Annotated in this window: 22 protein-coding genes; 16 read left to right on the top strand and 6 right to left on the bottom strand. The window is 68.8% G+C overall.

Annotated features, from left to right (window positions below; translation table 11 throughout):
* Positions 1 to 11: 11 nt before the first annotated feature.
* Positions 12 to 1,217: a Gfo/Idh/MocA family protein gene (locus ACYVI5_RS01940; protein ID WP_460578761.1), complete on the bottom strand. Its 1,206-nt coding sequence runs from the start codon at positions 1,215 to 1,217 to the stop codon at positions 12 to 14.
* 253 nt (positions 1,218 to 1,470) lie between these two features.
* Here ACYVI5_RS01940 and ACYVI5_RS01935 point away from each other — a divergent pair, with 253 nt between their 5' ends.
* From ACYVI5_RS01935 to ACYVI5_RS01895, 9 genes are all read left to right on the top strand, one after another.
* Positions 1,471 to 2,256 carry a DeoR/GlpR family DNA-binding transcription regulator gene (locus ACYVI5_RS01935; RefSeq protein WP_460578829.1) on the top strand — a complete coding sequence of 262 codons (786 nt, stop codon included), beginning with the start codon at positions 1,471 to 1,473 and terminating at the stop codon, positions 2,254 to 2,256.
* A 58-nt stretch (positions 2,257 to 2,314) separates the two neighbouring features.
* Positions 2,315 to 3,232 (top strand): SIS domain-containing protein, encoded by a 918-nt coding sequence (locus ACYVI5_RS01930; protein WP_460578760.1) that lies wholly within the window; start codon positions 2,315 to 2,317, stop codon positions 3,230 to 3,232.
* Positions 3,229 to 4,215: an ROK family protein gene (locus tag ACYVI5_RS01925; RefSeq protein WP_460578759.1), complete on the top strand. Its 987-nt coding sequence runs from the start codon at positions 3,229 to 3,231 to the stop codon at positions 4,213 to 4,215. The genes ACYVI5_RS01930 and ACYVI5_RS01925 overlap by 4 nt, the downstream gene beginning before the upstream one ends.
* Complete coding sequence (locus tag ACYVI5_RS01920) at positions 4,206 to 5,138, top strand: class II fructose-bisphosphate aldolase (protein WP_460578758.1); 933 nt, start codon at positions 4,206 to 4,208, stop codon at positions 5,136 to 5,138. The genes ACYVI5_RS01925 and ACYVI5_RS01920 overlap by 10 nt, the downstream gene beginning before the upstream one ends.
* Positions 5,135 to 5,920, top strand: coding sequence for a DeoR/GlpR family DNA-binding transcription regulator (locus ACYVI5_RS01915; protein ID WP_460578757.1), 786 nt, complete (start codon positions 5,135 to 5,137; stop codon positions 5,918 to 5,920). Before ACYVI5_RS01920 ends, ACYVI5_RS01915 begins: the two co-directional genes overlap by 4 nt.
* A 79-nt stretch (positions 5,921 to 5,999) precedes the next feature.
* The gene (locus ACYVI5_RS01910; RefSeq protein ID WP_460578756.1) at positions 6,000 to 7,193 is read left to right on the top strand and encodes a low temperature requirement protein A; all 1,194 of its coding nucleotides are present in this window, start codon (positions 6,000 to 6,002) and stop codon (positions 7,191 to 7,193) included.
* Positions 7,194 to 7,549: 356 nt separating this feature from the next.
* A complete protein-coding gene (locus tag ACYVI5_RS01905; protein ID WP_460578755.1) occupies positions 7,550 to 8,191 on the top strand; it encodes a trimeric intracellular cation channel family protein in 642 nt (213 codons plus the stop codon).
* 67 nt (positions 8,192 to 8,258) lie between these two features.
* The gene (locus ACYVI5_RS01900) at positions 8,259 to 9,524 is read left to right on the top strand and encodes a zinc-binding metallopeptidase family protein (protein ID WP_460578754.1); all 1,266 of its coding nucleotides are present in this window, start codon (positions 8,259 to 8,261) and stop codon (positions 9,522 to 9,524) included.
* Between the two features lie 217 nt (positions 9,525 to 9,741).
* Positions 9,742 to 11,682, top strand: a complete 1,941-nt coding sequence (locus tag ACYVI5_RS01895; protein ID WP_460578753.1) for a sigma-70 family RNA polymerase sigma factor — start codon at positions 9,742 to 9,744, stop codon at positions 11,680 to 11,682.
* Here the strand turns inward: ACYVI5_RS01895 and ACYVI5_RS01890 are convergent.
* Positions 11,620 to 12,936 (bottom strand): MFS transporter, encoded by a 1,317-nt coding sequence (locus tag ACYVI5_RS01890; RefSeq protein ID WP_460578752.1) that lies wholly within the window; start codon positions 12,934 to 12,936, stop codon positions 11,620 to 11,622. The genes ACYVI5_RS01895 and ACYVI5_RS01890 overlap by 63 nt on opposite strands.
* Positions 12,937 to 13,140: 204 nt before the next feature.
* Here ACYVI5_RS01890 and purU point away from each other — a divergent pair, with 204 nt between their 5' ends.
* The 4 genes from purU (at position 13,141) to ACYVI5_RS01870 (ending at position 17,056) form a co-directional block, all read left to right on the top strand.
* Positions 13,141 to 13,995, top strand: a complete 855-nt coding sequence (gene purU, locus ACYVI5_RS01885) for a formyltetrahydrofolate deformylase (protein ID WP_460532083.1) — start codon at positions 13,141 to 13,143, stop codon at positions 13,993 to 13,995.
* Between the two features lie 162 nt (positions 13,996 to 14,157).
* On the top strand, positions 14,158 to 14,532 hold the full coding sequence (locus ACYVI5_RS01880) for a YrdB family protein (protein ID WP_460532080.1): 375 nt from the start codon (positions 14,158 to 14,160) through the stop codon (positions 14,530 to 14,532).
* Entirely contained in the window at positions 14,529 to 15,716 is a 1,188-nt protein-coding gene (gene nagA / locus ACYVI5_RS01875) for an N-acetylglucosamine-6-phosphate deacetylase (RefSeq protein ID WP_460578751.1), read from the top strand. Before ACYVI5_RS01880 ends, nagA begins: the two co-directional genes overlap by 4 nt.
* Positions 15,717 to 15,997: 281 nt before the next feature.
* On the top strand, positions 15,998 to 17,056 hold the full coding sequence (locus ACYVI5_RS01870; RefSeq protein ID WP_460578750.1) for a hypothetical protein: 1,059 nt from the start codon (positions 15,998 to 16,000) through the stop codon (positions 17,054 to 17,056).
* A gap of 323 nt (positions 17,057 to 17,379) precedes the next feature.
* On the opposite strand, the gene nagB is transcribed toward ACYVI5_RS01870, so the two are convergent.
* Genes nagB through ACYVI5_RS01855 form a run of 3 tightly spaced genes read right to left on the bottom strand, consistent with a single transcriptional unit; the run spans position 17,380 to position 20,710 of the window.
* Complete coding sequence (gene nagB, locus ACYVI5_RS01865) at positions 17,380 to 18,159, bottom strand: glucosamine-6-phosphate deaminase (protein ID WP_460578749.1); 780 nt, start codon at positions 18,157 to 18,159, stop codon at positions 17,380 to 17,382.
* Complete coding sequence (locus ACYVI5_RS01860) at positions 18,147 to 19,115, bottom strand: ROK family protein (protein ID WP_460578748.1); 969 nt, start codon at positions 19,113 to 19,115, stop codon at positions 18,147 to 18,149. Before ACYVI5_RS01860 ends, nagB begins: the two co-directional genes overlap by 13 nt.
* Positions 19,112 to 20,710, bottom strand: a complete 1,599-nt coding sequence (locus tag ACYVI5_RS01855; RefSeq protein WP_460578747.1) for a glycoside hydrolase family 3 protein — start codon at positions 20,708 to 20,710, stop codon at positions 19,112 to 19,114. Before ACYVI5_RS01855 ends, ACYVI5_RS01860 begins: the two co-directional genes overlap by 4 nt.
* A 127-nt stretch (positions 20,711 to 20,837) precedes the next feature.
* On the opposite strand from ACYVI5_RS01855, the gene ACYVI5_RS01850 reads away from it, so the two are divergent.
* The 3 genes from ACYVI5_RS01850 to ACYVI5_RS01840 all read left to right on the top strand — a co-directional run bounded on the left by ACYVI5_RS01850 (position 20,838) and on the right by ACYVI5_RS01840 (position 23,842).
* Positions 20,838 to 21,950, top strand: a complete 1,113-nt coding sequence (locus tag ACYVI5_RS01850) for an ROK family transcriptional regulator (protein WP_460532064.1) — start codon at positions 20,838 to 20,840, stop codon at positions 21,948 to 21,950.
* A 236-nt stretch (positions 21,951 to 22,186) separates the two neighbouring features.
* Entirely contained in the window at positions 22,187 to 22,954 is a 768-nt protein-coding gene (locus ACYVI5_RS01845) for an enoyl-CoA hydratase/isomerase family protein (RefSeq protein ID WP_460578746.1), read from the top strand.
* A gap of 63 nt (positions 22,955 to 23,017) precedes the next feature.
* Complete coding sequence (locus ACYVI5_RS01840; RefSeq protein ID WP_460578745.1) at positions 23,018 to 23,842, top strand: SDR family oxidoreductase; 825 nt, start codon at positions 23,018 to 23,020, stop codon at positions 23,840 to 23,842.
* Positions 23,843 to 23,846: 4 nt separating this feature from the next.
* Here ACYVI5_RS01840 and ACYVI5_RS01835 read toward each other — a convergent pair whose 3' ends face one another.
* Positions 23,847 to 25,562 carry a beta-N-acetylhexosaminidase gene (locus ACYVI5_RS01835; protein ID WP_460532055.1) on the bottom strand — a complete coding sequence of 572 codons (1,716 nt, stop codon included), beginning with the start codon at positions 25,560 to 25,562 and terminating at the stop codon, positions 23,847 to 23,849.

The raw sequence follows: 25,562 nt of genomic DNA, 5'->3' as shown, positions 1-25,562 counted from the left end.
GGGGACGGGCGTCAGGCGACGCCTCGACGTTGTTGGTGGCCCGCGAAGTAGTCGAGAAGGTCGGGTTGCAGGCCGGGCACGCGGCGCGGCACGGATCCGTCGCGGAGCGACTCCGTCGCCGCTACACCCGTGGCCACGGCGTTGCGCGCCGCGACGGGTGAGGTGTCGGTCGCGCCACCGTGGGCGACGAAGCGGACGAACTCGGCGACGGTGAGCGCGTCTGCTCCGTTGTGACCGCCCTCGCCCTCCGGTATCGGGTAGGACTGGTCGCCGGATTCGTTGTACGACGTGCGCCTGTTCCACACGCGCACAGTCCCGCCTGCGGAGTCGCCGTAGTTCTCCAGCCGCCCCTCGGTTCCGATGACCGAGTAGTTTCGCCAGTAGTCCGGGGTGAAGTGGCACTGCTCATAGCTGGCCAGCACGCCGTTGTCGAGCCGCATGGAGACCATCGAGATGTCTTCGACGTCGATGACGGGGTTGAGCTCGGTCTGCGCGGCCGGCGGCCAGTTGTCATAGGAGAACCAGTCCCCCATGACCCGTCCGGAGTTGTCGGCACGGTCGGTGACATCGCCGTAGACCGCGAGGTCGCCCATGCCTGTGACGTCGACGCTGTAGCCGCCGGCAAGCCAGTGGATGACGTCGATGTCGTGCGCGCCCTTCTGCAGCAGAAGACCAGTGGTCTTGGACCGCTCGGCGTGCCAGTCCTTGAAGTAGTAATCGCCACCGTTGCCCACGAAGTGCCTGCACCAGACGGCCTTGACCTGGCCGATCGCGTCGTCCTCGATGAGGCTGCGCATGAGGCGAACGACCGGCATGTGCCGCATGTTGTGGCCCACGTAGAGCTTGGAGCCGGACTCGTATGCGGCCTGCAGCACGTCGTCTGCGCCATCTATCGTGATGGCGAGCGGCTTCTCGAGGTAGACGGCAACGCCGGCCCGCAGCAGCTGCGCGGCGATCTCGGCGTGTGTGAAGTCGGGTGTCGTAACGAATGCGGCGTCGATCCCCTGCTCGATGAGAGCGCCGGCATCGGAGACCACCGCCGCCTCGTCGAAGATCTCGGCGGCACGAGCGCGTCCCTGCGGCGTGGTGTCGGCGACCGCAACGATCTGCGCCGGTACCGAGGAAGCCGTGACGGCCGGATCGATGGCGTTCAGCGCCAACTTGCAGCGTGCCCCTGCACCGACGACGCCGATCCTCATTCCGTCACCAACCGACATGCGTCGCTCCATTCACTTCGCCGTGCATCGTGCTGGGTCATTTGAGCACAATAAACATGACGCTGCAAGACGGAAGTTGCGCTTTTGTTGCCGATTTGTTTCATAATCGCTCAACTTCGGCCGGGATATGCGGCACGGACACGCGCCCCGCCGTGGTTCTGCAGCCTCGCCCGTACGATGACAACGTGGCGGCCAGGCGCACTGATGCGTGAGAAGCGCCGGGATTCCGGGCCCACCCGGGGATGGGATGCTTGTGAAACGCACCGAGCGTCTGCGGGCCGTTCTCGACCTGCTTGCCGAGAGCGGCAGCATCGAGATCGACGAGATAGTCGATCGCCTCGGTGTCTCGACGGCGACCGCGCGACGTGATCTCGACGCGCTCGCCGCCGAGCAGTTGCTCACCCGCACGCGTGGCGGTGCAACGGCGCAGTCGGTCGCCTACGACCTTCCGTTGCGGTACAAGCGAGAGCAGAACGCCAAACAGAAGCAGGCGATCGCAAGGGCGGCGAGCGGGCTGGTGCCCGTCGGATCGGTCGTGGGTCTCACCGGAGGGACCACAAGCACCGCGGTGGCCGGCGCGCTCGCAACCCGAGCGGATATCGCACAGCCATCGGCGAAGCATGGGCTGACGGTAGTCACCAATGCAGTGAACATCGCGGCCGAGCTTGTGATGCGACCGCAGATCCGGACCGTCGTGACCGGCGGCGTCGTACAGCCGCGCTCCTACGAGCTCGTCGGCCCTTACAGCGACGAGGTACTCGGGCAGATCACCTTGGACTTCGCCTTCATCGGCGTGAATGGCATCGATCCGTCGTTCGGCGCGACGGTGCACGACGAGCGCGAAGCCGCCATCAATGCGCTTATGGCCAGACGTGCCGGGCGCGCGGTGCTCATCGCGGACTCGAGCAAGGTCGGCAGGCGCGCGTTCGCCACGGTGGCATCGCTCGAATCGTTCGAGATCCTCATCACCGACGACGGCATCACGGATCGTCAGCGTTCGGCGTTCGAGGGAGCCGGCATTCGGGTCATCGTGGCATGACGAGCGATTGCAACTGCATTTTTGACACCGGTTGTGATCATGAACGATCATTGAATGCATGACCGATGACAACACTCGAGTGCCCGGCGCCGACCTCGAAGCCGAGCTGACGTCGCAGCCAGATGCCTGGGAGCGCGCCGTCTCGCTCGCCCCCGAACGCGCGCTGCTTCCCTCCGACGGCCAGCGCATCGCCGTCGTGGGCTGCGGCACTTCGTGGTTCATGGCGCAGTCGTACGCGAGCGCGCGTGAGCGGAGCGGGCACGGCGAGACCGACGCCTTCGCGGCATCCGAGGCTCTCATCGAGCGCGACTACGACGCGATCGTGGCGATCACGAGGTCGGGGACGACCACCGAGGTGCTCGAGCTGCTCCAGCATGTACGGTCTCGTGGCGCACGCGCTCGCACCGTCGCGGTCATCGGCGACCCGAACACGCCGATCGTCGATCTTGCCGACGACGTGATCGCCCTGCCCTTCGCCGACGAGCGCTCGGTCGTGCAGACACGGTTCGCGACGAGTGCGCTCGCCTTGCTGCGGGCATCCGTCAGAGAAGACCTGACGCCGGTCATCGCCCAGGCTCGGGCTGTGCTCGATGAGCCCCTCGACGACGAGCTCGTCGACGCCGGCCAGTACACGTTCCTGGGCAGCGAGTTCAGCGTGGGCATCGCCCACGAGGCAGCGCTGAAGCTGCGCGAGTCGTCGCAGTCGTGGACGGAGTCGTACCTGGCCAAGGAGTACCGGCACGGCCCGATCGCCATCGCGGCGCCCGGCCGGGTGACGTGGGCGTTCGGTGAGCTCCCGGAAGGCATCGCGGCCGACACGGCGGCAACGGGTGCACGCTTCGAGCATCGCGACATCGACGCGATGGCCGACCTGGTGCGGCTGCACCGCGTCGCGCTCGAGCGCGCACGGCGCAAGGGACTCGACCCTGACCAGCCGCGCCACCTGACGAGATCCGTCATCCTGGATCCACGATGACCGCTCCCACGTCGGCAGGCCCGGGCGCCGCAGTGCTCGCGTTCGACGTGGGCGGCACGGACATGAAGGCGGCACTGCTCGACGAGCAGGGCCGGATGCTCCAGAGCAGGCGGGTGCCGACCCCGCTCGACGGAGTGCGCACCGGCGAGCGCGTCGTCGACGAGGTCGCCAGGCTGGCGGAAGAGCTGACGAGCGCGCATCCCGGCGTGCGGCCCACCGCGGCCGGACTGCTCGTTCCCGGTCACGTCGACGACGTGCGCGGCATCGGCGTGTTCGCCGAGAATCTCGGCTGGCACGAGTTCCCCTTCCGGGAACGCGCGCAGGCTGCCCTCGGCATGCCCGTCGGCTTCGGACACGACGTGCGCGGAGCGGGCGAGGCGGAGCACCGCATGGGCGCGGCCCGCGGCTTCGACGACGTCGTCGTCGTGACCATCGGAACGGGCATCGCGGCCGCCGTCTTCGTCGACGGCCGGCTGTACACCGGAGGGGGCCTGGCCGGGGAGATCGGTCACGATCGCGTGGCGGAGGGGCCGATCTGCGCGTGCGGGGGTCGCGGATGCCTCGAGGCCGTCGCCTCCGCCGCCGCCATCGCGCGCCGCTACACTCTGCGCACCGGTCGTGCGGTCGCGGGGGCCAAAGAGGTGCTCGAGCTCATGCGCGCGGGCGACGCCAACGCCGCAGCCGACTGGGCCACCGCACTAGATGCCCTGGCGCTCGGCTTCTCGCACGTCGTCGCCCTGCTCGCACCCCAGGCGATCGTGATCGGCGGAGGGCTGTCCGAAGCGGGAGAAGAGCTGCTGCAGCCGCTTCGCGAGCGGCTGGACGACATCCTCACGTTCCATCGCCGGCCGCAGCTCATCAAGGCGAGCATCGGCGCCGACGCCGGGCTGTTCGGCTCCGCACTGGCAGCGCGCGATGCGCTCGCGGCGGCCCAGTCGACCGAAGACGTGCAAACAGCCGACCAAGGAGAGACATGGCGCTGACCCCGACGGCGAACCTGATCGCGGATGCCGCTGCTCGCCGCACCGGCATCGGCGCGTTCAACGTGATCCACCTGGAGACGGCGGAGGCGCTGGTCGCCGCCGCCGAGCGGTCGGGGCTGGGCGTCATCCTGCAGATCTCGGAGAACTGCGTCAGCTACCACGGCGGCCTGGAGCCCATCGCGGTCGCGAGCCTTGCGCTCGCCCGCGACTCGGCGGCGCCCGTTGCTGTGCACCTCGACCATGCAGAGGATGAGCAGCTCGCGCGCCGCGCTATCGACCTCGGTTTCGGATCGGTCATGTTCGATGCGTCGCGACGCGACTACACGCAGAACGTCGACGCCACGGCCCGGATCGTGGCGTACGCGCACGACAACGGCGTAATGGTCGAGGCGGAGCTCGGCGAGGTCGGCGGCAAAGACGGCGCCCATGCGCCCGGCGTGCGCACCGATCCCGATGAGGCGCGTTCGTTCGTGGCCGAGACCGGCGTGGACGCCCTCGCCGTGGCCGTGGGCTCCTCCCACGCGATGACGGCACGGGAGGCGTCCCTCGATCTCGACCTAATCGCACGGTTGCACGCCACGCTCGACGTGCCCCTCGTGCTGCACGGTTCGTCGGGCGTGCCCGACCCCGTGATCGTCGCCGCCATCCGCGCCGGCATGACGAAGATCAACGTCTCCACTCACCTGAACGGGTTCTTCACTCGGGCCGTGCGCGATTACCTCGCGGAGAATCCGTCAGTGGTCGACTCCCGCAAGTACGTGAGTGCGGGGCGCGCCGCGCTCAGCACGGAAGCCGAGCGGATGCTCCGCCTCTTCGCGAGCGCCGGCACAGCATCCGACGGCGCCGCGTCATCGGAAGAGAGCGTCGCGTCATCGGAAGAGCCCGCCGCGTCGGCGGACGCAGCCGAAGGAGCCACGTCGTGAACCGCACCGCACGCCTTCGCGCCGTGCTCGACCTGCTCGCCGAGACCGGGCAGATCGAGGTGGACGATATCGTGGAGCGCCTCGGCGTCTCCCCCGCCACCGCGCGCCGGGACCTCGACGCGCTCGCATCGCAGCAATTGCTCAGCCGCACCAGGGGCGGCGCCACCGGACAGTCCGTCGCCTACGACCTTCCGCTGCGGTACAAGCGCGAGCAGCACGCCGAGCAGAAGCAGGCGATCGCCCAGGCCGCGAGCTCGCTGGTGCCCCGCGGCGCCGTTGTCGGCCTCTGCGGCGGTACGACGAGCACGGCCGTCGCCAGCGCTCTCGCCGCGCGGCCCGATGTGGCGGAGCCGTCGTCGCGGCCTACGCTCACGGTGGTCACGAACGCCATCAACATCGCGGCGCAGCTCGTCATGCGCCCGCAGATCAAGGTGGTGATGACCGGCGGCGTCGTACAGGCGAGGTCGTACGAGCTCGTCGGGCCATACACCGACTCGGTGCTCGGGCAGATCGCGCTGGACTTCGCGTTCATCGGCGTGAACGGCGTCGACCCGGCGCTCGGGCCCACCGTGCACGACGAGCACGAGGCCGCCGTCAACGCGCTGATGGCCGATCGTGCGGAACGAGCCGTGCTCGTTGCCGACTCGAGCAAGATCGGGCGCCGCGCGTTCGCATCCGTCGGCAAGCCTGGCGCGTTCGACACCTTCATCACCGACGACGGCATCACCACGAAGCAGCTGAACGACTTCAAGGATGCCGGGATGCGCGTCATCGTCGCGTAGCAGGCATCCGTCGGCGAGGGCATCCACGTGCGAGGGTCGCTGCCGCACGGCGGCGCCGCTGCATGCCAGAGTGGTGCCGATGACAGCGAGCGCACCTGGCCTGTTACGCCCGGCGACGGGCGACGTCGCCCACCGCGTCACGTATGTCGAGCTGTTCTTCGACCTCGTGTTCGTGTTCGCGGTCACGCAGCTCTCGCACATCCTGATCGAGCACCAGGATCCGCTCGCCCTTCTGCACACCGTCATGCTCGCCATGGTCGTGTGGTTCGCCTGGGTGTACACGACCTGGGCGATGAGCTGGCTCAACCCCGAGCGGTGGCCCGTCGCGGCGCTGCTGTTCGTGATGATGCTGCTCGGCATGCTCGTGGCCGTCGCGATTCCGGATGCCTTCGGCGACCGAGCGCTGCTCTTCGCCATCGCGCTCACCGCGTTCGGGCTCGCCCGAAGCGTCTTCACCATCGCCGCGTTCTTCCCGACCAGCAGGCCGCACGCGATGAACTTCGTGCGCATCACGTGCTGGCACGCCGGGGTGGGCATCCTTTGGATCGCCGGTGCACTTGTGCCGTCGGATGCGCGGCTGTGGGTGTGGATCGTCGCGCTCGTGCTCGAGTACGCGGGGCCGAGGCTGCACTTCTGGGTTCCGGCTCTCGGCTCCTCCGATAACGCCACCTGGAACGTCTCCGGCGAGCACATGTCGGAGCGCGTCAGCCTCTTCCTCATCATCGCGCTCGGCGAGTCGATCATCGACACGGGGGTCAGCTTCGCCGAGGGCGGCATCGACTGGGCGCGCGGCGACGCGTTCCTCGCCGCGTTCGCCGGCACGGTGCTGCTGTTCCTGCTCTATTTCCGGCACAACCAGCGCGGCGGGAGCGAATACATCTCGAGGGCGAATGACCGGGGCATGATCGCGCAGACCGCGTTCACCTACATTCCGGTGCTGCTCGTGTTCGGCATCGTCGCATCCGCCGTCGCGGACGCGCTCATCCTCGGCGATTCGACCGCCGAGAGCGGTGCGTGGGTCGCCGGGCTGCTCTGCGGCGGCACGGCCTTGTATGCGCTCGGGAACGCGTTCTTTCGCCGCGCCACCGGCGGACCGTGGATGCCCGTGCACATCGTGGGCGGGCTCGTTCTGCTCGTGCTGTTCCCGCTGCACACGATCGTTCCGCTTGTGGCGCTGAGCTGGACCGTCAACCTCGTGCTGCTGGCGCTCGTGCTCAGCGACGGACGCACGCGCGCGGCATCCGCTGATCGCGAGGCACCCGGGCACGCGTAACTGCGTGAAGGTCAGCACCGACCGGCGACGGACGATGGGGCGGTGCCGGCGGGATTCGCCTCGCCGGCACCACCCCGGCGCCGCGTGCTCTGAGCCCCCACAGGCGCACGCGGCTTCCTGACCGTATTCGGGTCGCAGCCAGGGCCGTCGCATCGACGCCGAATGTGATGCGACGGTGGTCCGTCTCACTGGAAGAAGACGCGGCGGTCCCCCGATCATGACGCGAGTTCGGAGAAGAACTTCCCACGCGTCCGGCGGCCGCGGCCGGTGCGCGCGGGGGTACCGTACGAGGCGCGGGCGAAACGTGCCGCCGCAGGTCTGTACGCTGTGGCGACGGCGAAGCGAAGGAGCGGTTCATGGCGGACTGGGCGCTGGTCTTCGACTTGCTCGGCACGTTCTTCTTCGCCATCTCCGGGTCGCTGCTGGCCGCCAGACGCGGCTTCGACATCGTGGGTTCGCTACTGCTGGGGTCGCTGACGGGCTTGGGCGGAGGCGTCATCCGCGACCTGGTGATCGGGGTGACGCCCACCGCGTTCGCCCAGCCGATCTACCTGGCCCCTCCGCTGGCCGCGATGATCCTGGTGTTCGCGATGGTGCACGGCGTCGAGCGTTTTCCCCGCACGCTGCTGATCTTCGACGCCGGAGGCCTCGCGTTGTTCTGCACGACGGGCACGGTGAAAGCGCTGCACGCGGGCCTCAACCCGGTGGCGGCCGCCGCACTCGGCGTGACCACCGCCGTCGGCGGGGGCCTGCTGCGGGATGTCGTCGCCAACCGGGTGCCTCAGCTCTTCAACCCGCACGACATCTATGCAGTGCCCGCGATGCTGGGCGCGGCGCTGATCGCCGTGCTCTGGCAGGTGCACTGGTACAACGCAGGCATATCCGTCGCCGTAGCGGCGATCGTCTTCGCATTGCGCGTTCTCTCGTTGCGCTTCCACTGGCACATCCCGCGTGCCGTCGCAGACCGGCGGTACCGGCCGCCGGAGCAGTCGTCGTAGTGCGGGGATTCCCCGTGGCGCAGACTGAACGCGACAACGATCGCCGAGGAGTACGGGAGGCATCGAGATGAACGGGACGCAAAGCATCCTGGCGGGCTATGAGGCGGTACGCGCGGATCAGGAGGCCTTCTACCGGGACCTGCACGAGCATCCCGAGCTGTCTCACCAGGAGACCCGCACGGCGGCGAAGGTCGCAGAGGGATTGCGCTCGTGGGGATTCGAGGTGGTCGATGGCGTCGGCGGCACCGGCGTCGTCGGCATTCTGAAGAGCGCAGCGGGCCCGACCGTGCTGCTGCGTGCCGACATGGACGCCCTTCCGGTGAAGGAGGACACCGGTGCCGAGTACGCGAGTACGGCGACCGCCGCGGATGCCGCGGGCGAGCTCGTGCCCGTGATGCATGCGTGCGGCCATGACGTGCACGTCGCCTGCCTCATGGCAGCGGCTCAACTGCTAGCCGCGCAGAAGAATCTCTGGCACGGCACCCTGGTCGCCCTCTTCCAACCCGCCGAAGAGACCGGCGACGGAGCGCGCGGAATGGTCGATGACGGCCTGTTCGACCGCATCCCGCGCCCCGACGTGGCGCTCGCCCAGCATGTGCTGCCCGGTCCGTCAGGACACGTGGGAGTGCGTAAGGGTGCCGTGCTGTCCACGGCGCAGAGCCTGCGCGTCACCGTCTACGGCCGCGGCGGCCACGGCTCGATGCCGCAGAACACGATCGACCCCGTGGTTCTGGCGGCAATGATCGTCGTACGCCTGCAGGTGGTCGTCTCCCGCGAGACGGCACCCACCGACCCGGCCGTGGTCACGGTCGGAAGCCTTCGCGCCGGCACGAAGAGCAACATCATTCCCGACACCGCCGTGCTCGAGTTGAATGTGCGCGCCTACTCGGACGACACGATGGCGCGTCTGCTGGAGAGCATCCAGCGCATTGTGACAGCGGAATGCGAGGCGAGCGGATGCCCTCGCGAGCCGCTGATCGAGCGCTTCGGCGCCTTCCCCCTCACGCAGAACGACCCGGCGACGACCGACCGTGTCGCTGACGCCTTCCGTGCCTGCTTCGGCGACGCCGCCGGCACACTGGATCAGCAGACCGCCAGTGAGGACTTCAGCGACCTGCCGAACGCGCTCGGTATCCCCTATTCCTACTGGGGCATCGGCGGTATCGACGAGACGGAGTGGGATGCCGCGGTATCGGCCGGGAGAGTGCTCGAGGACATCCCGGTCAACCACTCGCCGATGTTCCTGCCCGTCATGCAACCCACGCTGAAGACCGGCACCTGCGCGCTCATCGCTGCCACCATGGCCTACCTCGGCGACGGCGGCGAGGTCTGACCCGGGCCCATCGAAGGCGGCCCTCGCCCGGTCGGATCACGCCTCCCTGAATCGGCACAGCGGCCGCGTCGGAGCCGCGCCGCGCTCGTGACGCGAATTGCGTATACAGGTCAGTCAACGGAGAATCGAGAGACCCGAACGGTGGCGCCTGCGCCATCGACGATCCTCAAGAGACCGTACCGGCGCCGTGAGGCGTGAAAGGCGACAGGCGACCTGGATGTCAGCGCATCACTCACCGCGCAGACTCGAGCGTGCAGGCGACGCCGAACTGGTACGCCTGACCCGCAAGGGCGACACGGACGCCTACGCGACGCTCTTCCGCAGGCACGCGTCGGCGGCGGCATCCGTCGCCCGTTCCGTCACGAGCAGCTACGAGCCGGACGATCTCGTCTCGGAGGCGTACGCGCGCATCCTGCAGGCTCTGAAGGCGGGCAACGGGCCGACGAACGCGTTCCGCCCGTATCTCTTCACGACGGTGCGGAACATCGCCGCCTCGTGGGGGCGCGCGGGTAAGGATGCCCTGCCGCTGGAGCCCGAGGAGCTCGACACGCTCGCGGTGCAGGAGGATCACTCGCTGGTCGTCCTCGATCGCTCGCTGACGGCGCAGGCGTTCCGTTCGCTGCCGCCTCGCTGGCAGGAGGCGCTCTGGTACAGCGAGGTCGAGGGCATGCAACCGGCCGAGCTCGCGCCCATCGTCGGACTCAGCGCGCAGGCCGCCGCCGCCCTCTGCTACCGGGCGCGCGAGGGGCTGCGGCAGGCGTGGATCCGTGCGCACCTGACGTCAGCCGATCTCGAGCCGGAGTGCGCCTGGACCATCGAGCACCTTGCTGCGCACTCGCGCGGACGGCTCGGAAAACGCGACAACGCCCGGGTGGATGCGCACCTGCAGACGTGCGAGCTGTGCACGATGGCGGCCGCCGAAGCCGAGGAGGCCGGCTCGCGGCTCGCGCTGGTGCTGCTTCCGCTGATCCTCGGCACGGGAGCGGCTACGGTCTACGCCGCCACGCTCAAGACCGGCGTCGCGGTCGGATCCGTCACCGGCGCTGCAGTCGTGGGAACGGGTGCCGCGTCCGGAGGCAGCGCGGGATCCTCCGCCGGCATCGGCGGATTCTTCAGCGGCGCGACGGGCGTGATCGTGGGTACGGCGGCATCCGTCGTGGTCGTCGGCGCGGCCGTGGCCGGCGTGCTCATCGCGACGTCACCGGGAAACGGAACGGATGCCTCGCCCGCGGTCGTCGCGCACGGGCCCTGGTCGTCACAGTCCGGTTCGTCGTCGAGCGCTCCTTCGAGCAACGCCTCGAGTCCGCCCGCCTCCCCGGCGCCGTCTCCCTCTGATGTTCCTGCGCCCGCGGACCCGTCGCCGTTGGATTCCTCGCCTTCGGGCACGGCCGACGCATCTTCCGTCCCGAGCACGCCGGTAGCGCCGACCGGGCCTACGACCCCGGTCGGGCCGAGCCAGCCGGCGCCGCCGGCGGCGCCGACGATCGGCACGGTCGACACGGGCGGCAATCTTTACTACCCGCTCGTCTCCGGCACGGCGACACCGGGCGCGACGGTGACGGTCACTGCAGGCGGAACGCCTACCAGCGTCACCGCCGACTCGTCGGGCAACTGGAAGGCGCAGGTGTCCGCTCCAACCACGACCTCGAACGCACCTGCAGCGTTCAGGTCCGGCCGAGCCCCGGCGAACGCGATCATGGCGTCGCTTGCGCAGCCGCTCGCCGCCGCGACTCCTACTCCCTCACCGTCGCCTTCCCCCGGTGATGCACCGACCACGACGTCCTCTCCCTCCGGTGTCTCGGGCGAAATCACGGTGACCCAGTCCGTCGGAGGTGTGACCTCACCCAGCGCGTCCGCGCGCTTTTCACTGACCGGGCCCGAGCTGCTCGTCGACAGCGTGTTCGGTGGGTGCTTCATTGATCTGGAGGTGCACGGCCAGGCGGGTGCTCAGGTCGAGGTCTTCATCGACGGCGAATCGGAGGGGTTCGTCACGCTCGACTCGAAGGGCGAGTGGTCAGCACCGGTCTGGGACCTGTCGGAGCGGTTGTTCCTCTCCTCCGGCACCCACCAGATCGCGGTGCGGTATGCCGACGGCTCAGGCCGCTTCGGTCCCAGCACGCACGTCAGCGTCGACGTCGGTACGGACAGCACCGCCTGACACCGACCGCACCCGACTCGCCACCACGAGCATGACCACCGAGATCACCAGCACGATCAAGGCCGCCCACGGCACCGCCCCGATCCCCCACACCGCGTAGATCGCGCCCCCGACGACGGCGCCGCCGCCGATCCCCACATTGAACGCGGTCGTATACAGAGCGCTCGCCGTGTCGCGGAATCGCGCCGACGCTGCCTGCAGCAACCTGGTCTGCAGAAGCGGTGGCAGGCATCCGAACGCGAGTGTCCACAGCGCGAACGCCCCGAGCGCCACAGGCGTGACACCGGGAACCACGGCGAGAACCGCCACACCAATGGTCGTGAGCGTCAGCGCCACGGCGATGGTGCGCCCCGGATGACGGCCCAGCCACACACCGACCAGCACGGTCGCGACGGCGCCCATCATGCCGCCCACGAAGAGCAGCGGACCGACGGCTCCGATGCCGAGACCCATGGCATCGGACACGAACGGTGCGACGTAGGCGTTCAGGGTCATGCTGCCGAGCACGATGGTTCCGGTAAGAACGCAGATGACGATCACGGGCCGGATGCTCGCATCGCGTTCCCGCCCACGTCGCTTCGTGCGCGCTACCGCCGCGACCGGCGCCGTCACCGTCGACACTCCGCCGGTGAGCGTCGGGATGCCCGCCGTCGCGGTTCCGACGGCCGGCACGCTCGCCCGCGGCAGCATGGTGCCGACCACGAGCGAGCCGACGACGAGCAGGCATCCGACCACCGCGAACGCGACGCGCCATCCGGCCGCGTGCCCGAGGACCGTCGCCAGCGGGGATCCGAGGATGAGCGCGAGCGAGACACCTCCCGACGTGATCGAGACGGCCCTCGCGAGTTGGTGCGACGGCACGATGTGGCCGGCGTACGCGCCGGTGACGGCCCAGAAGACGCCGTGCGCCACACCGCCGGCGATGCGGGCGATGACTGCCACGGCGTAGTTCGGCGCGATCGCCAGCAGCAACGAGCTGAGGCCGATCACGATGATGACGCTGACGACGAGCGCGCGCCGCGGGATGCGCCGGGTCAGCGCCGTCACCGGCGTCGCGGCCACCACCACGGTGAACGCGTACACCGAAACGAGCAGTCCGGCCTGCGGGGTCGAGACGTGCAGACCGGATGCCAGTTCGGGGAGCAGTCCCGTCGGCAGTGTCTCGCTCGTGACGGCGAGGAACGCTGCCGCGGCGAGCGCGATCATCCCGGCCCACGGAAAACGCGCGGTGCCTGGCTCGTGCGTCTGCGACATCGCCGTCTCCTCCTCGCGTTGCTCGCTTACCGGGCTTGCCGCCCTTCGTATCGGGCTTGCAGCCCTTCGCACAGCTCATGGGAGCGCGAACGCGAGCCACGCGTGCTCGGATCGCCGCGCCGATTGAGCGTGTCGAGCGGTGCAGCCGCGATCACTCTAATCGATTCGATCCGCGTGTTCTCGCGGGTGCCCTACCCTGATGGGATGGATGCCCTACAGCACTGGGTGCTGACGCTGAACTGCGCGGACAGGCCCGGCATCGTGCACGCGGTCAGCGGCGCGGTCGTGCAGGCGCGCGGCAACATCACCGAGAGCCAGCAGTTCTCCAGCGCCGACACCGGCCGGTTCTTCATGCGGCTGCAGATCCAGTCGCCGGCCGATCGTGCCGAGTTCGAGGCGGCGCTGAGCCCGGTCACCGAGCGCTACGACATGACGTACACGCTCGACACTGTCGGCAGGCCGCTGCGCACTCTCGTGCTCGTCTCGACGGCCGCGCACTGCCTGAACGACCTTCTGTTCCGGCAGCGCGCAGGGCAGCTGCCCGTTGACATCCCCCTGGTGCTCTCCAATCACGGCACCCTGCGCGATCTCGCCGGTTTCTATGGGGTGCCGTTCGACGCGCTCGCCGTGACGGATGCCGCCAGCAAGGCCGCCTTCGAGACTCGCGTTCTCGAGGAGGTGGAGCGGCACGACATCGAGCTCGTCGTGCTCGCGAGGTATATGCAGATCCTGTCTCCGCAGCTGTGCGACGCACTGGCGGGGCGCTGCATCAACATCCACCACTCGTTCCTGCCGGGCTTCAAGGGTGCGAATCCGTACAAGCAGGCACACGCCCGCGGCGTGAAGCTCATCGGCGCCACAGCGCACTTCGTCACGAGTGATCTCGACGAAGGCCCGATCATCGAGCAGAACGTGGTGCGGGTCGACCACACCCAGTCGCCGTCGCAGCTGGTCGCCATCGGTCAAGACGAGGAGAGCCGCACGCTGACGCAGGCGGTCAAGTGGTTCGCGGAGAATCGCATCCTGCTCGACGGGGCCCGCACGATCATCTTCCGCTGACCGTCGCCGCGTCGGCGGCCCGGCGTTCCTTTCTCGCGAGACTGCACACCCACCCCGAAACATCGGGAAATACCCACACTCTCGGGGTGTACGTGCAGTCTCGCGCGTGGCCGACCAGCGCGGCCACTTAAGCGACCAACGCGGCCGCTTAAGATGGAGACGATGTCTGCCCAGAATTCCGAGCATCCGCACGCCCCCGCCCAGCCTCAGATCGGGCCATGGGACGTTCTCCGTTTCGTCATCGAACTCTTCGCGTTCGTGAGCCTGGCGGTCTGGGGCTTCATCGCGTGGCCGTTGCCCTGGAACATCGTCGTCGGCATCGTCGCACCGCTGTTCGCGATCGTGCTCTGGGCCCTTTTCCGGTCGCCGAAGGCGGTCATCCGCATCGACACGTTCGGCAAGGCGATCATCGAGATCATCGTCATGACGGCGGCAGCGTTCGCCTGGTGGGATCTGGGCCAACCCGTCGTCGCCGTCGTCTTCGCGCTCGTCGCCCTGCTGAGCGGCATCGTCAGCGGGCGACGGGAACTCTCGTGAGCGAGTTCACGAGCGTCTCAGCAGGTTCTGCCGCCGCGCTGGTCATCCACAGCGCTCGCAAGCTGGATGTCGACGGCCAGGTCGACGACTTCTGGCTGGCCGCTTCGGGCGACCGCATCGTCGACACCGGCAACGGCACGGGCTGGCGGGCTTACGCCGCCGGCGCGGATGCGGTGACGGATGCCCGTGGCCGCTGGCTCACGCCCGGCTTCATCGACGTTCACTCCCACGGCGCTGGCGGATGCGCATACGAGGGCGACCTCGACGACCTGCGCACCGCGCTACGCACGCATCGCAAGCACGGTACGACGCGCTCCGTGCTGAGTCTCGTCGCCAACCCGGTTCCGCAGCTGTGTGAGAGCCTGCGGCTCATCGCCGACCTGGCCGACTCCGACCCGCTCGTGCTGGGCTCGCACCTCGAGGGTCCGTTCCTCAACCCTGGCAAACGGGGTGCCCACAATCCAGACTTCCTCATCACGCCCGACGACCTCGAGGCGGTCGAACTGCTCATCGCCGCGGCCAGGGACACGCTACGGCAGATCACGATAGCGCCGGAACTGCCGGGGGCGATGGAGGCGATCGACGTGCTCGTCGAGGCGGGTGTCGTGGTCGCCGTCGGACACACGAACGCGACCGAGGAGCAGGCCGGGCGGGCGTTCGATGCCGGTGCGCGCGTGCTCACGCACGCGTTCAATGCGATGCCGGGCATCCACCACCGTGCGCCAGGACCGATCGTGGCCGCGATGGACGACCCGCGCGTCACGCTCGAACTGATCCTCGACGGTTTTCACGTGCATCCGGATGTCGCCCACCTCGCGTTCGTGCAGGCTCCGCATCGTATAGCGCTCATCACGGATGCCATGGCCGCGGCCGGCTCCGCCGATGGCGTCTACCAGCTCGGATCGCTCACTGTGAACGTCGTGAACGGCCAGGCCATGCTGGCGGACGGATCGAGCATTGCGGGGTCAACCCTGACGCAGGACACAGCGCTGAAGATCGCTGTGGAGCGCGCACGCGTCGCGCCTGCTGCGGCCGTCGAGGCGCTGACGCTGACGCCGGCCCGCATGCTCGGCCGCGAGCACGAACTGGGTCGCCTCGCGGCCGGCTACCTGGCCGACGCGGTGCTGCTCGACCACGAGTGGTCCGTGCAGCGCGTCTGGGCCGCCGGCGCGCCGCTGACCTGAGCCCTGCCCCCTCCTGCACGATCCACCTCCCCCGAGCCCACACGCTTCCCGCAAGGCTCACCTCAGCCGAGCGCGCTTGCGGCAATACTCACCCCCACCGCGCGCGCTTCCTCATCCTCGATTCACCGTCCGAATTTGTCACTGTGCCGGCCGTTGATGACAGGTTCGGACTGGTATTCACCGCAGGATGACTACCAGTCCACAGCGCCCCCGAGCATTGAGTTATGCACTCCGGTGCCCCAGAGAGACCTGCCGGATCGGCGAGACGACACCATCGTGGAATGCCTCGTCCACCGAAACTCCTGCCGGTCCAGCTCGGCAACAGCTTCTCCGTTCGAGCGGCTCGAGACGCCGACGTCTCGTACCGAAGACTTCGCCACACCGACCTGGCCACCCCCTTCTATGGCGCAAGAATGCTTGCGGCGAAGACCGGAGGCGAGTCGGATGCCGCGCCCAGTCCGCACGATGAGAGTCCCCAGGCCGCAGAAGCACGACACCTCACCGCCGAGATCGTCAGTCTCGCGTACGCCCTGGCACAGGTCGCCCCACCCGATTGGTTCTTCTGCCATGTGACCGCTGCCGTGTTGTGGAAGCTCCCTGTACCGCTTCGCCTGCTGCGAGCGACGCTGAAGACCACACACAGGGACGGACGGCCGGTTCCCCCACGCGGAATCGACGTGGGCGTCATAGCGCCACGACGCGCTCCGAAAGCGGCTGGAACCCGCGGAAGAGAGTTCTCAGGGCGGTTGACGACTGTTCGTGTTGCAGACGATCTCCGGGTGTCGAGCCCGGCATCTACCTGGGCGATGCTCGCGGGTGAGCTCACCCTGGACGAACTGATCGAGTTCGGCGACGCCATCGTGCGGATTCCGCGCCGACAGGGCATGGTGCGCGGCACGGAGTCCGACGCGCTCGCCACGATCGACGAGCTCGTCCGAGCTGCGAACGCACCGTACCGGCGGCATGCGGACAAGCTGGCGGCGGCATTGGCATTGATACGAGTCGGCAGCTCCTCGGCCGCTGAAACGAGGACGCGTCTCGCCTTTAGTCGTGCGGGACTGCCTGAACCGGAACTCGATTACGACGTGTACGCCGAAGACGGCACGCCTATCGGGTTCACTGAGTTCGCATATCCCAAGTTCCACCTGCTCGTCGAGTATGAAGGCGACCATCATCGCACCGATCGCAAACAATGGCAGCGCGACATCGACAAGCACGCGGCGTGTTTCGAGGCCGGTTGGCATGTCGAGCGCCTCACCGCCGCGAGCGTCTATCCATCGACGAGACCGGCGGTCGACCGGGTGCGCGCTGCGCTTATCCGTGGCGGCTGGCATCCCTGACCTTCGCACACCGCACACTGATACCGAGCGTACGGAACACGAGCGCACCCAGAATTGCCGTCCGTGTCTGCCGTTATTCGTGCCTGAAGCGACAACCCGGAACGGTAATCCTGCGTGCTGACCCTTAGGCGCACGAATTCCAGGCCGAAGTTGCCGTCATTACCGCGTAAAGCGACCATCTGGGACGGCAATTCGCCATGAACTCACGGTGGCGGTGGCGGAGGTGCTGGGCGCGGCGCCAGAACTGCCAGGCGCACGCCGCGATCAGCGGCGTGCCGACCAGCACAGTCTGGAAGCCGGCCTGGCAGCTCTGGGACGCAGGCCTAGAGCTGCCACGCCGGCTTGTTGTCGTACGTGTACTTGTAGTAGTCCGCCAGGTGCAGCTTGCTCGCGGCGGCCTCGTCCACGATCACCGTCGCGTGCTCGTGGAACTGCAGGATGGATGCCGGGCACACGCTCGACACCGGCCCCTCGACCGCGGCGGCGATGGCATCCGCCTTGCCCTCCCCCTGTGCGACGAGAACGAGCCTTCGGGCATCCATGATCGTGCCGAGCCCCTGCGTGACGCAGTGCGTCGGCACCTGCTCGAGCGAGTCGAAGAAGCGGGCGTTGTCCGCGCGCGTCTTCGGCGCCAGCGTCTTGATGCGGGTGCGCGAACGGAACGACGACGACGGCTCGTTGAAGCCGATGTGCCCGTTGCCACCGATGCCGAGGATCTGGATGTCGATGCCGCCGGCATCCGCGATCGCCTGCTCGTAGTCGCGGCACGCCACCTCGATGTCGACCGACCGGCCGTCGGGCACCTGCACCAGAGTCGGATCCATGTGCAACGGTTCGACCACCTCCGTGCGGATCACGGACGCGTAGCTCTGCGGATGGTCCTCGGGAATGCCGACGTACTCGTCGAGCGCGAACCCGCGCACACCGGTGAAGTCGAGAGTGCCGGCATCGACTCGCTGCGCGAGGCTGGCGTAGATCGCCAGCGGCGACGATCCGGTCGCCAGTCCGATCACCGCGCGCGGCTTCGACTCCACGACCCGCTCGATCAGATCGGCGGCGAGCACACCCACCTCATCGGCGGTCTGCTTGATCACGACTTCCACGGATGCCCCTCCAGAAGCTCTCGAGACTCGGTACCAGTCTGCTCTACCCGCGCGACGGGAGCGGACCCTCCCACCAGTGCTGCGCCGACGGCCGCGGCCGGCAGCCGCGATGGCAGTATGCGCACTCGCTCCGCAAGCCGGAGCGACGCGAGGAACGGCGACTCCCCGCCCCACTCGTGCAGCGCGTCACGCACCGGCTCGAGCAGCCTGTCGCCGAGGTTGCTCAGCCCGCCGGCGAGGATGACGGCGCCGACATCGACCGTGAGCGCGAGAACACGCACCGCGGATGCCACACCCTCCGCGAGCGCGCGCCGCACTTGCTGCGCGCGCGGGTCGCCGGCATCCGCAGCGTCGAACAGGGCGACGGCGGCCGGTTCGGTCTCGCTGGGCCATAGGCGGGCGACCGCGGATCCGCTGGCGACGGTCTCCAGGCATCCGCGCTGGCCGCAGCTGCAGAGCACGCCTCCCGGCACGAGCGGGATGTGACCGATCTCGCCGGCGCCGCCCTCCGCGCCGCGCCACAGGCATCCATCGACGACGATGCCGGCCGCGAGCCCGGTGCCGAGGTTGAGCAGCGCGGCCGACCCCCGCAGCCCGAGCAGGTGATAGGCGCCGAGCGTGGCCGCCTTCACGTCGTTCTCCACGCGAACCGGTGCACCGATGCGGGCGGCGAGCTCGTCGGAGAGCGCGAGGTGCTCGACGTCGAGGTTCACGGCGTGGCGCACTTCGCCGGTCGAGGCATCCACCATGCCGGGAATGCCGACGCCGACGGAGCTCACCTCCACCAACGACGCGCCGTAGGTCGTCAGCACCTCACGCACCGCTCGCTCGGCGGATGCCAGCACGCCGTCTGCTCCGCGCCCGCTCGGAATGCGCACGTTCGCCGCCGCCGTGAGGTCGTCGTCGAGTACGACGGCGTCGATCTTGGTGCCGCCGATGTCGAGGCCGACCCTCATCGCCGGTTCTCCGGGCCCGAGGGCGGATTCAGCAGCGACATCAGCGCCCGGCCGATCAGCCGAGACGCTCCGAACGTCGCGATGTCGGCATATGCCCGGTCGTCCGAGGGCCAGCCCAGGTCGACCACGAGGGTCGTGCGAGCCGATCGCAACGCGTCCACGGTCGCCCGTGCGAACGGATGCCTGTGCACGGCCTTGCCGATCACGACGACCCCGCGCTCCGCAGGCACCGCAGCCAGCACCTGGGCGATGCGGTGGTCGAGCTCACCGCGGGCCGCATCGGACTCGGAGACGATGAACTCCGGGTGCCCGGCCCACTCCACGGAGTCCGCGGATTGCGGCTCCGCGACGACCTGCGCGAACGGACCCCAGGGCGCGACACCGACGGCGATGTTCGCCTCGGTCTCCAGACGAACGACGGCGAATGGTCCGCGCGCGTCCCGCAGCGCATCCAGTGCACCGGGTTGCACCTCGAAAGCGTCCATGGCACGGTCCGGCGTGACGGCTACGCCGGAATCGTCGCCACCCGGCTGCGGGATTCCCGCCCGTAGCGCCTCGAGCCGCCGCCCCAGCGCGCGCACCCGGTGTGCGGCATCCGCCACGCGCTCGACGCTCAACTGTCCCGCGTCGATGGCCTCGCCCACGGCGTGGATGATCTCGCTCAGCAGTTCGTCGCTCGTGTCGGTGCCGAGGCAGAGCAGGTCACAGCCTGCGGCAAGTGCGCGCACCGCCGCCTCGGGGATTCCGATGTCACCGCTCGCGCCCTTCATGTCGAGCGCGTCGGTGGCGATCACGCCCTCGAAGCCGAGCTCGTCGCGCAGCAGACCCTGCAGAATGCGCGACGAGAACGTCGCCGGTGTGCCGGCATCCACCTGCGGAAGCACGATGTGCGACGTCATGATGCTGAGCACACCGGCGTCGACCGCGGCCCGGAACGGCACCAGTTCGCGCTCGCGCAGCTCGCTCAGCGAGCGATCGATCACGGGGAGCGCCAGGTGGGAGTCGAGTGCCGTGTCGCCGTGGCCCGGAAAGTGCTTCGCGCACGCCGCGACACCGGTGGACTGGATGCCGGTGATCCAGGCGACCCCGTGCCGTGCGACCAGCTCGGCCTCGGCGCCGAAACTGCGCACACCGATCACCGGATTGTCCGGGTTCGAGTTGACGTCGATCACCGGCGCGAAGTCCAGCGTGCATCCCGTGCGTCGGAGCGCCACGCCCACATCGTGGCCGACACGCTCGGTGAGCGAGACGTCGTCGAGTCTGCCCAGCACGGCGTTGCCGGGGTACGGCGAGCCGTGCGCGTAGTTCAGGCGCGTGACGTCTCCGCCCTCCTCGTCGATCGCGATCACCGCGTGCGGTGCAACGGAGAGGATGTCGTCGTTCAGTTCGCGCAGCTGCTGCTCCGACACGATGTTGGGCCCGAACACGCATACTCCGCCCAGCCCGTCGGCCAGTCGATCGCGCAACGCGCCGGGCAGGCGGATGCCGCTGAATCCGGGGAGCAGAGTGGCCGCGATGGCGCGGGCACGGGCATCCGCATCCGTCATGTCGATCAGCGGCTCGGCGAAATCGGGAGACACCTCTGGGTCGGACATGTTTGTTAGTAAAGCTTACGAAGGCGTGCCCGGGCAAGCCAGGTGACTTGACATGCAGTTTGTAAGCACAGTTCACTAATAGGGGTGGCACGGTTCCGGGCGACCGAGACACCTGTTGGAGGCGAACATGGCGCAACTGCGGGTGACCTCGAAGGCGCTTCCCGAGCACAACCGCCAGCACAATCGGTCGCTGCTGCTGCAGACCCTGCTGCACGACGGCGCCATGAGCCGTGCCGACCTCGCGCGCGCGTCGGGACTCACTCGCGTGACCGTCTCCGATCTGGTCAGCGAGCTGGCATCCGAGGGGCTCATCAGCGAGCTCGGCCCTCGTACCGACGCCCGCGTGGGCAAGCCGGCACAGCTCATCGGCCTGAACGAGAACGCATACCATGTGGCGAGCCTCGATCTCTCCGCCGCTGACCGATTCGTCGGCGCGATCGTGTCGATCGGAGGCGAGGTCGTCCATCGGGCCGACATTCCGCTCGACAATGCTTCCGGAGAAGACGCGCTCACCAAGGCCGTCGCTCTCGCCCGCGATCTCGTCAAGCGATCCACGGTGCGGTTGCTCGGAATCGGAATCGGCACACCCGGCGTGGTGGGCCCTGCCGGAGTCGTGCTGTCGGCGCCGAACCTCGACTGGACCGGCCTCGACCTCGCCGGCGCATTTCGCGCCGAGTTCGCAGTGCCTGTGCACGTGGGCAACGATGCGAACGCGGCGGCGCTGGCCATCAACACGTTCCGCGAGGCGGCGCCGAGCTTCATGCTCGTCGAGATCGAGCACGGCGTCGGGGCAGCGCTCGTGATCGGCGACATGCTCGTCGAGGGCAGCAACGGCAACGCGGGCGAGATCGGCCACCTCGTCGTCGACGAAGACGGCGAGCTCTGCGCCTGCGGACGGCGCGGATGCCTCGAGCAGATCGTCGCGGTCCCTCACCTGCGTGCACGCCTGCGTGCGGCAGGTCCCGGCGCACGCGAGACCGTGCTGTCGGATGCCGGCCGCTCGCTCGGGCTGGCTCTCGCGCCGATCGTGGCCGCACTGGGTCTCGACGACGTCGTGCTCGCCGGCCCGAGGGACCTCATCGAGGGTCCGCTTCTGGATTCCGCGCTCGACGTCGTGCGTGCGAGAACTCTGTCGACGGTGGGTGGCGGAACGCGCATGAGCATCGCCGACGACAGCCACGACCTCGTGCTGCTCGGCGCAGCGGTGTTCGTGCTCTCTGCTCAATTGGGAGTGTCGTGACTCAATTGGGAGTGTCGTGACGAGCACGACACCCCGGGCCGAATTGGGGGTGTCGTGACGAGCACGACATCCCGGGCCGATTTGGGGTGTCGTGATGCTGCTCCTCATTCCCCGGCCGCCGCAGAACGCCGCGCTGACGGATGCCTACAACACCGCAACCGCGCCGCGCACTCGCGACTGTGGCCCGCGTGCAGCGACTCGGGGCGGGCATCCAGAGCGGAGTAGGTTGCACGATTATGAGCGACACGATCCTGTTCGACGTCACCGACGGTCTGGCGCACCTCACCCTGAATCGCCCGGACCGGTTGAACGCCATCGACGGTGAAGCGGCGTACCGGTGGCGCGACCTGGCACGGGAGGTCGCCGAGCGCGACGACATCCGGGCCGTGCTCTTCGACGCGGCGGGCCCCGCGTTCTGCGCAGGCGGCGACGTGGCGGCGATGGCAGCGACCGGAGGCGACGGGGAGGTCGTCGCGGGTCTGGCCGACGTCATCCACGAGGGTCACCGCATCTTCAACGAGGCGGCCAAGCCGATCGTCGCGGCCGTTCAGGGCGCCGTAGCGGGAGGCGGCCTTGGCTTCATGCTCGTCGCCGACTACGTGGTCGCCGGCGAGGCCGCGTTCTTCGTCTCGAAGTACGCCGACATCGGCCTCACCCCGGACTGCGGCGTCAGCACGCTGCTGCCGCAGGCGGTCGGCGTACGCAGGGCCCTGCAGCTTCTGCTCACCGACCGCTCCCTCACCGCCGTCGAGGGACTCGAATGGGGACTCGTGGCCGAGGTGGTTCCGGACGACCTGCTGCACGAGCGCGCCCGGGCGATCGCCGACCACTGGCTCACCGGCGCTGCGGGCGCATACGGGCAGGCGAAGCGCCTCGTGCGTGGGTCCGTCGCCCGCAGCTACCGCGACGGGCTCGACGACGAGGCCCGCACCATCGCGGCTGCCTTCGAGACACCGGATGCCCGTGCCCGCGTCGCCGCCTTCGCCGCACGATCCGCCCGCTGACGGCATCCGAACCGACGATCCGCCCGCTGACGGCATCCGACGATCCGACCACGAGGAGACTCCATGACCACTCTCGAAGGACGCACCATCCTGATGTCCGGCGGCAGCCGCGGCATCGGCCTCGCGATCGCCGTCCGGGCCGCCCAGGACGGCGCGAACGTGGCCCTTCTGGCGAAGACCGACACCCCCGACCCGCGTCTGCCGGGCACCATTCACACCGCGGCAGACGACATCCGCGCCGCGGGCGGCAATGCCCTCGCCATCGTGGGCGACGTGCGCAACGACGACGACATCGCACGTGCCGTCGAATCGACGGTCGCGGAGTTCGGCGGCGTCGACATCGTGGTCAACAACGCCAGCGTGATCAACCTCTCCCGCACGCTCGATCTCGAGCCGAAGCGCTACGACCTCATGCAAGACGTCAACGTGCGCGGAACCTTCATGCTCTCCCGCGCGGCGATCCCGCATCTGAAGAACGGTTTCAACCCGCACATCCTCTCGCTCAGCCCGCCGATCAACCTCGAGAAGAAGTGGCTCGGTGCTCACACCGGATACACGCTGGCGAAGTACGGCATGAGCATGGTGACGCTAGGCCTCGCGGCCGAGTTCGCGCGCGATGGCATCGCGGCGAACACCCTCTGGCCGCGCACCACGATCAAGACCGCAGCGGTGGGCAACATCCTCGGGGGCGAGGCACTGCTCGCCAAGAGCCGCACGCCGGAGATCTACGCGGATGCCGCGTACGAGGTTCTCACGAAGCCCGCCCGCGAGTTCACCGGCCGCTCCCTCATCGTCGAAGACGTGCTGGCGGATGCCGGCATCACCGACCTCAAGACATACTCGCCCGGAGTGGACGAGAGCGAGCTGTTCCCGGACATCTTCCTGTAGGGCTCTAGAGCGAGGGTCCCAGCCCGTAGTCCGTCACCCGCGAGACCGTCGCTTCGGCCGGCGTTCCCGCCGACGCCGGCTCCGGCTGCTCTGCCGTTGCGATGCGAGCCGTCAACGGTGCGAAGTACGCGGCACGCTGCTGCGGCGTGACGGGGCGCCCGGTCACACCCGGCCGCTGCTGCCACGGGAGCGGGCCCGACGAGCGGCGGTACTCGACGCCGAAGGCATCCAGCCGCGTGAGGTGCTGGTCGAGCCGGCCGGCGAACTCGTCGTAGTCGCGCTCGCCGTCGAGCCAGAGCGCTTCGGCGAGTGCGCACATGCGCGGGAAGGCGAAGTAGTCGACCGTGCGCGGCGAATCCATGTGCTCCGTCCAGATGTTGCCCTGGCCGCCGATCACGTGGTGCGCGTCCTCCGGCCCGAGCTCGGCTGGAACCGGGTCGAAGCGGTACACGTCGGCGATGGTGAGCACGGTGCCGACGGGGATCGGCTCGTCCGAGCGGTCCGACTGCCGATAGTCGAGATACGCCTGGTCGTCGGGACAGGCGACCACGTCGTGGCCAGCACGCGCAGCGGCGATCGCCCCGGTCATCCCGCGCCACGACGCGACGGTCGCACCCTGACTCACCGACCCGGCCAGACCGCCCTCGAGGATCTCGTCCCAGCCGTAGAGCCTGCGGCCGCGGCGGGAGAGGTGGTCGTCGAGGCGGCGGATGAACCACGCCTGCAGTTCCTCCTCGGTGGACAGTCCGAGCTCGGCCTTGCGCTGCTGGGTGCGCTCGTCGAGCATCCAGCCGGTCTTCGGGCACTCGTCGCCGCCGACGCCGATGAACGGCGACGGGAAGATCTCGATCACCTCGTCGAGCACGTTCGTGAAGAACTCGACGGTGGACTCCTCGAGGTTGATGATGTTGTCGTCGATGCCCCACCTGGTCCAGACTCCGAGCGGATCGCTCTCCTCACGAGCCAGCCCGAGCTCCGGGTAAGCAGCGATCGCGGCCTGCGTGTGGCCGGGCGACTCGATCTCGGGCACGACGTTGATCGCCCGGTCCATCGCGTACCCGACGATCTCCCGCAGGTCGTCTTGCGTGTAGAAGCCGCCGTGCGGCCGGGAGTCGCCGCGCGAATAGGATGCCGCGCCCAGCTGGCTCTCGCGCCGCCACGACCCGACCTCGGTCAGCTTCGGGTACCGCTTGATCTCGACGCGCCAGCCCTGGTCATCCGTGAGATGCAGGTGCAGCGTGTTGAGCCGGTGCATGGCCATCAGGTCGATGAACCGCATGATGTCGTGCTTCGGCATGAAGTACCTGGCGACGTCGAGCATGATGCCGCGCCAGCCGAAGCGCGGCGCGTCTTGGATGCTCACCACCGGAACAACCCACGGCACGTCGACGACGCGGCCCTTGCGGTAGATCTGCGGGGGGAGAAGCTGCAGCAGGGCCTGGCATGCGTAGAACACCCCGGCCGGGCCGCCACCGGCGATGTGCACGCCCGCCGGCGTCACGTCGAGCGTGTAGCCTTCCGGAGCCAGCTGCGGATTCCACTCCAGCTCGATGCCGCCGTCCTGCCCCATCTCGAGCGGGAATCCGGTTGCCGGACGAAGCGCTCCCTGCAGCCACGAAGCGGCTCCGGCGAGTTCGGCCGGGGCTGTGATTCGGGCGATGCGGGTCAGCTCGAACTCGCCCTCGCCGATGGTGAGCGTCGTCGGTCGTGGAAGCAGCAT

The sequence above is a fragment of the Humibacter ginsengisoli genome (assembly GCF_054780095.1).
This window is presented reverse-complemented; position numbering and strand designations above follow the sequence as displayed.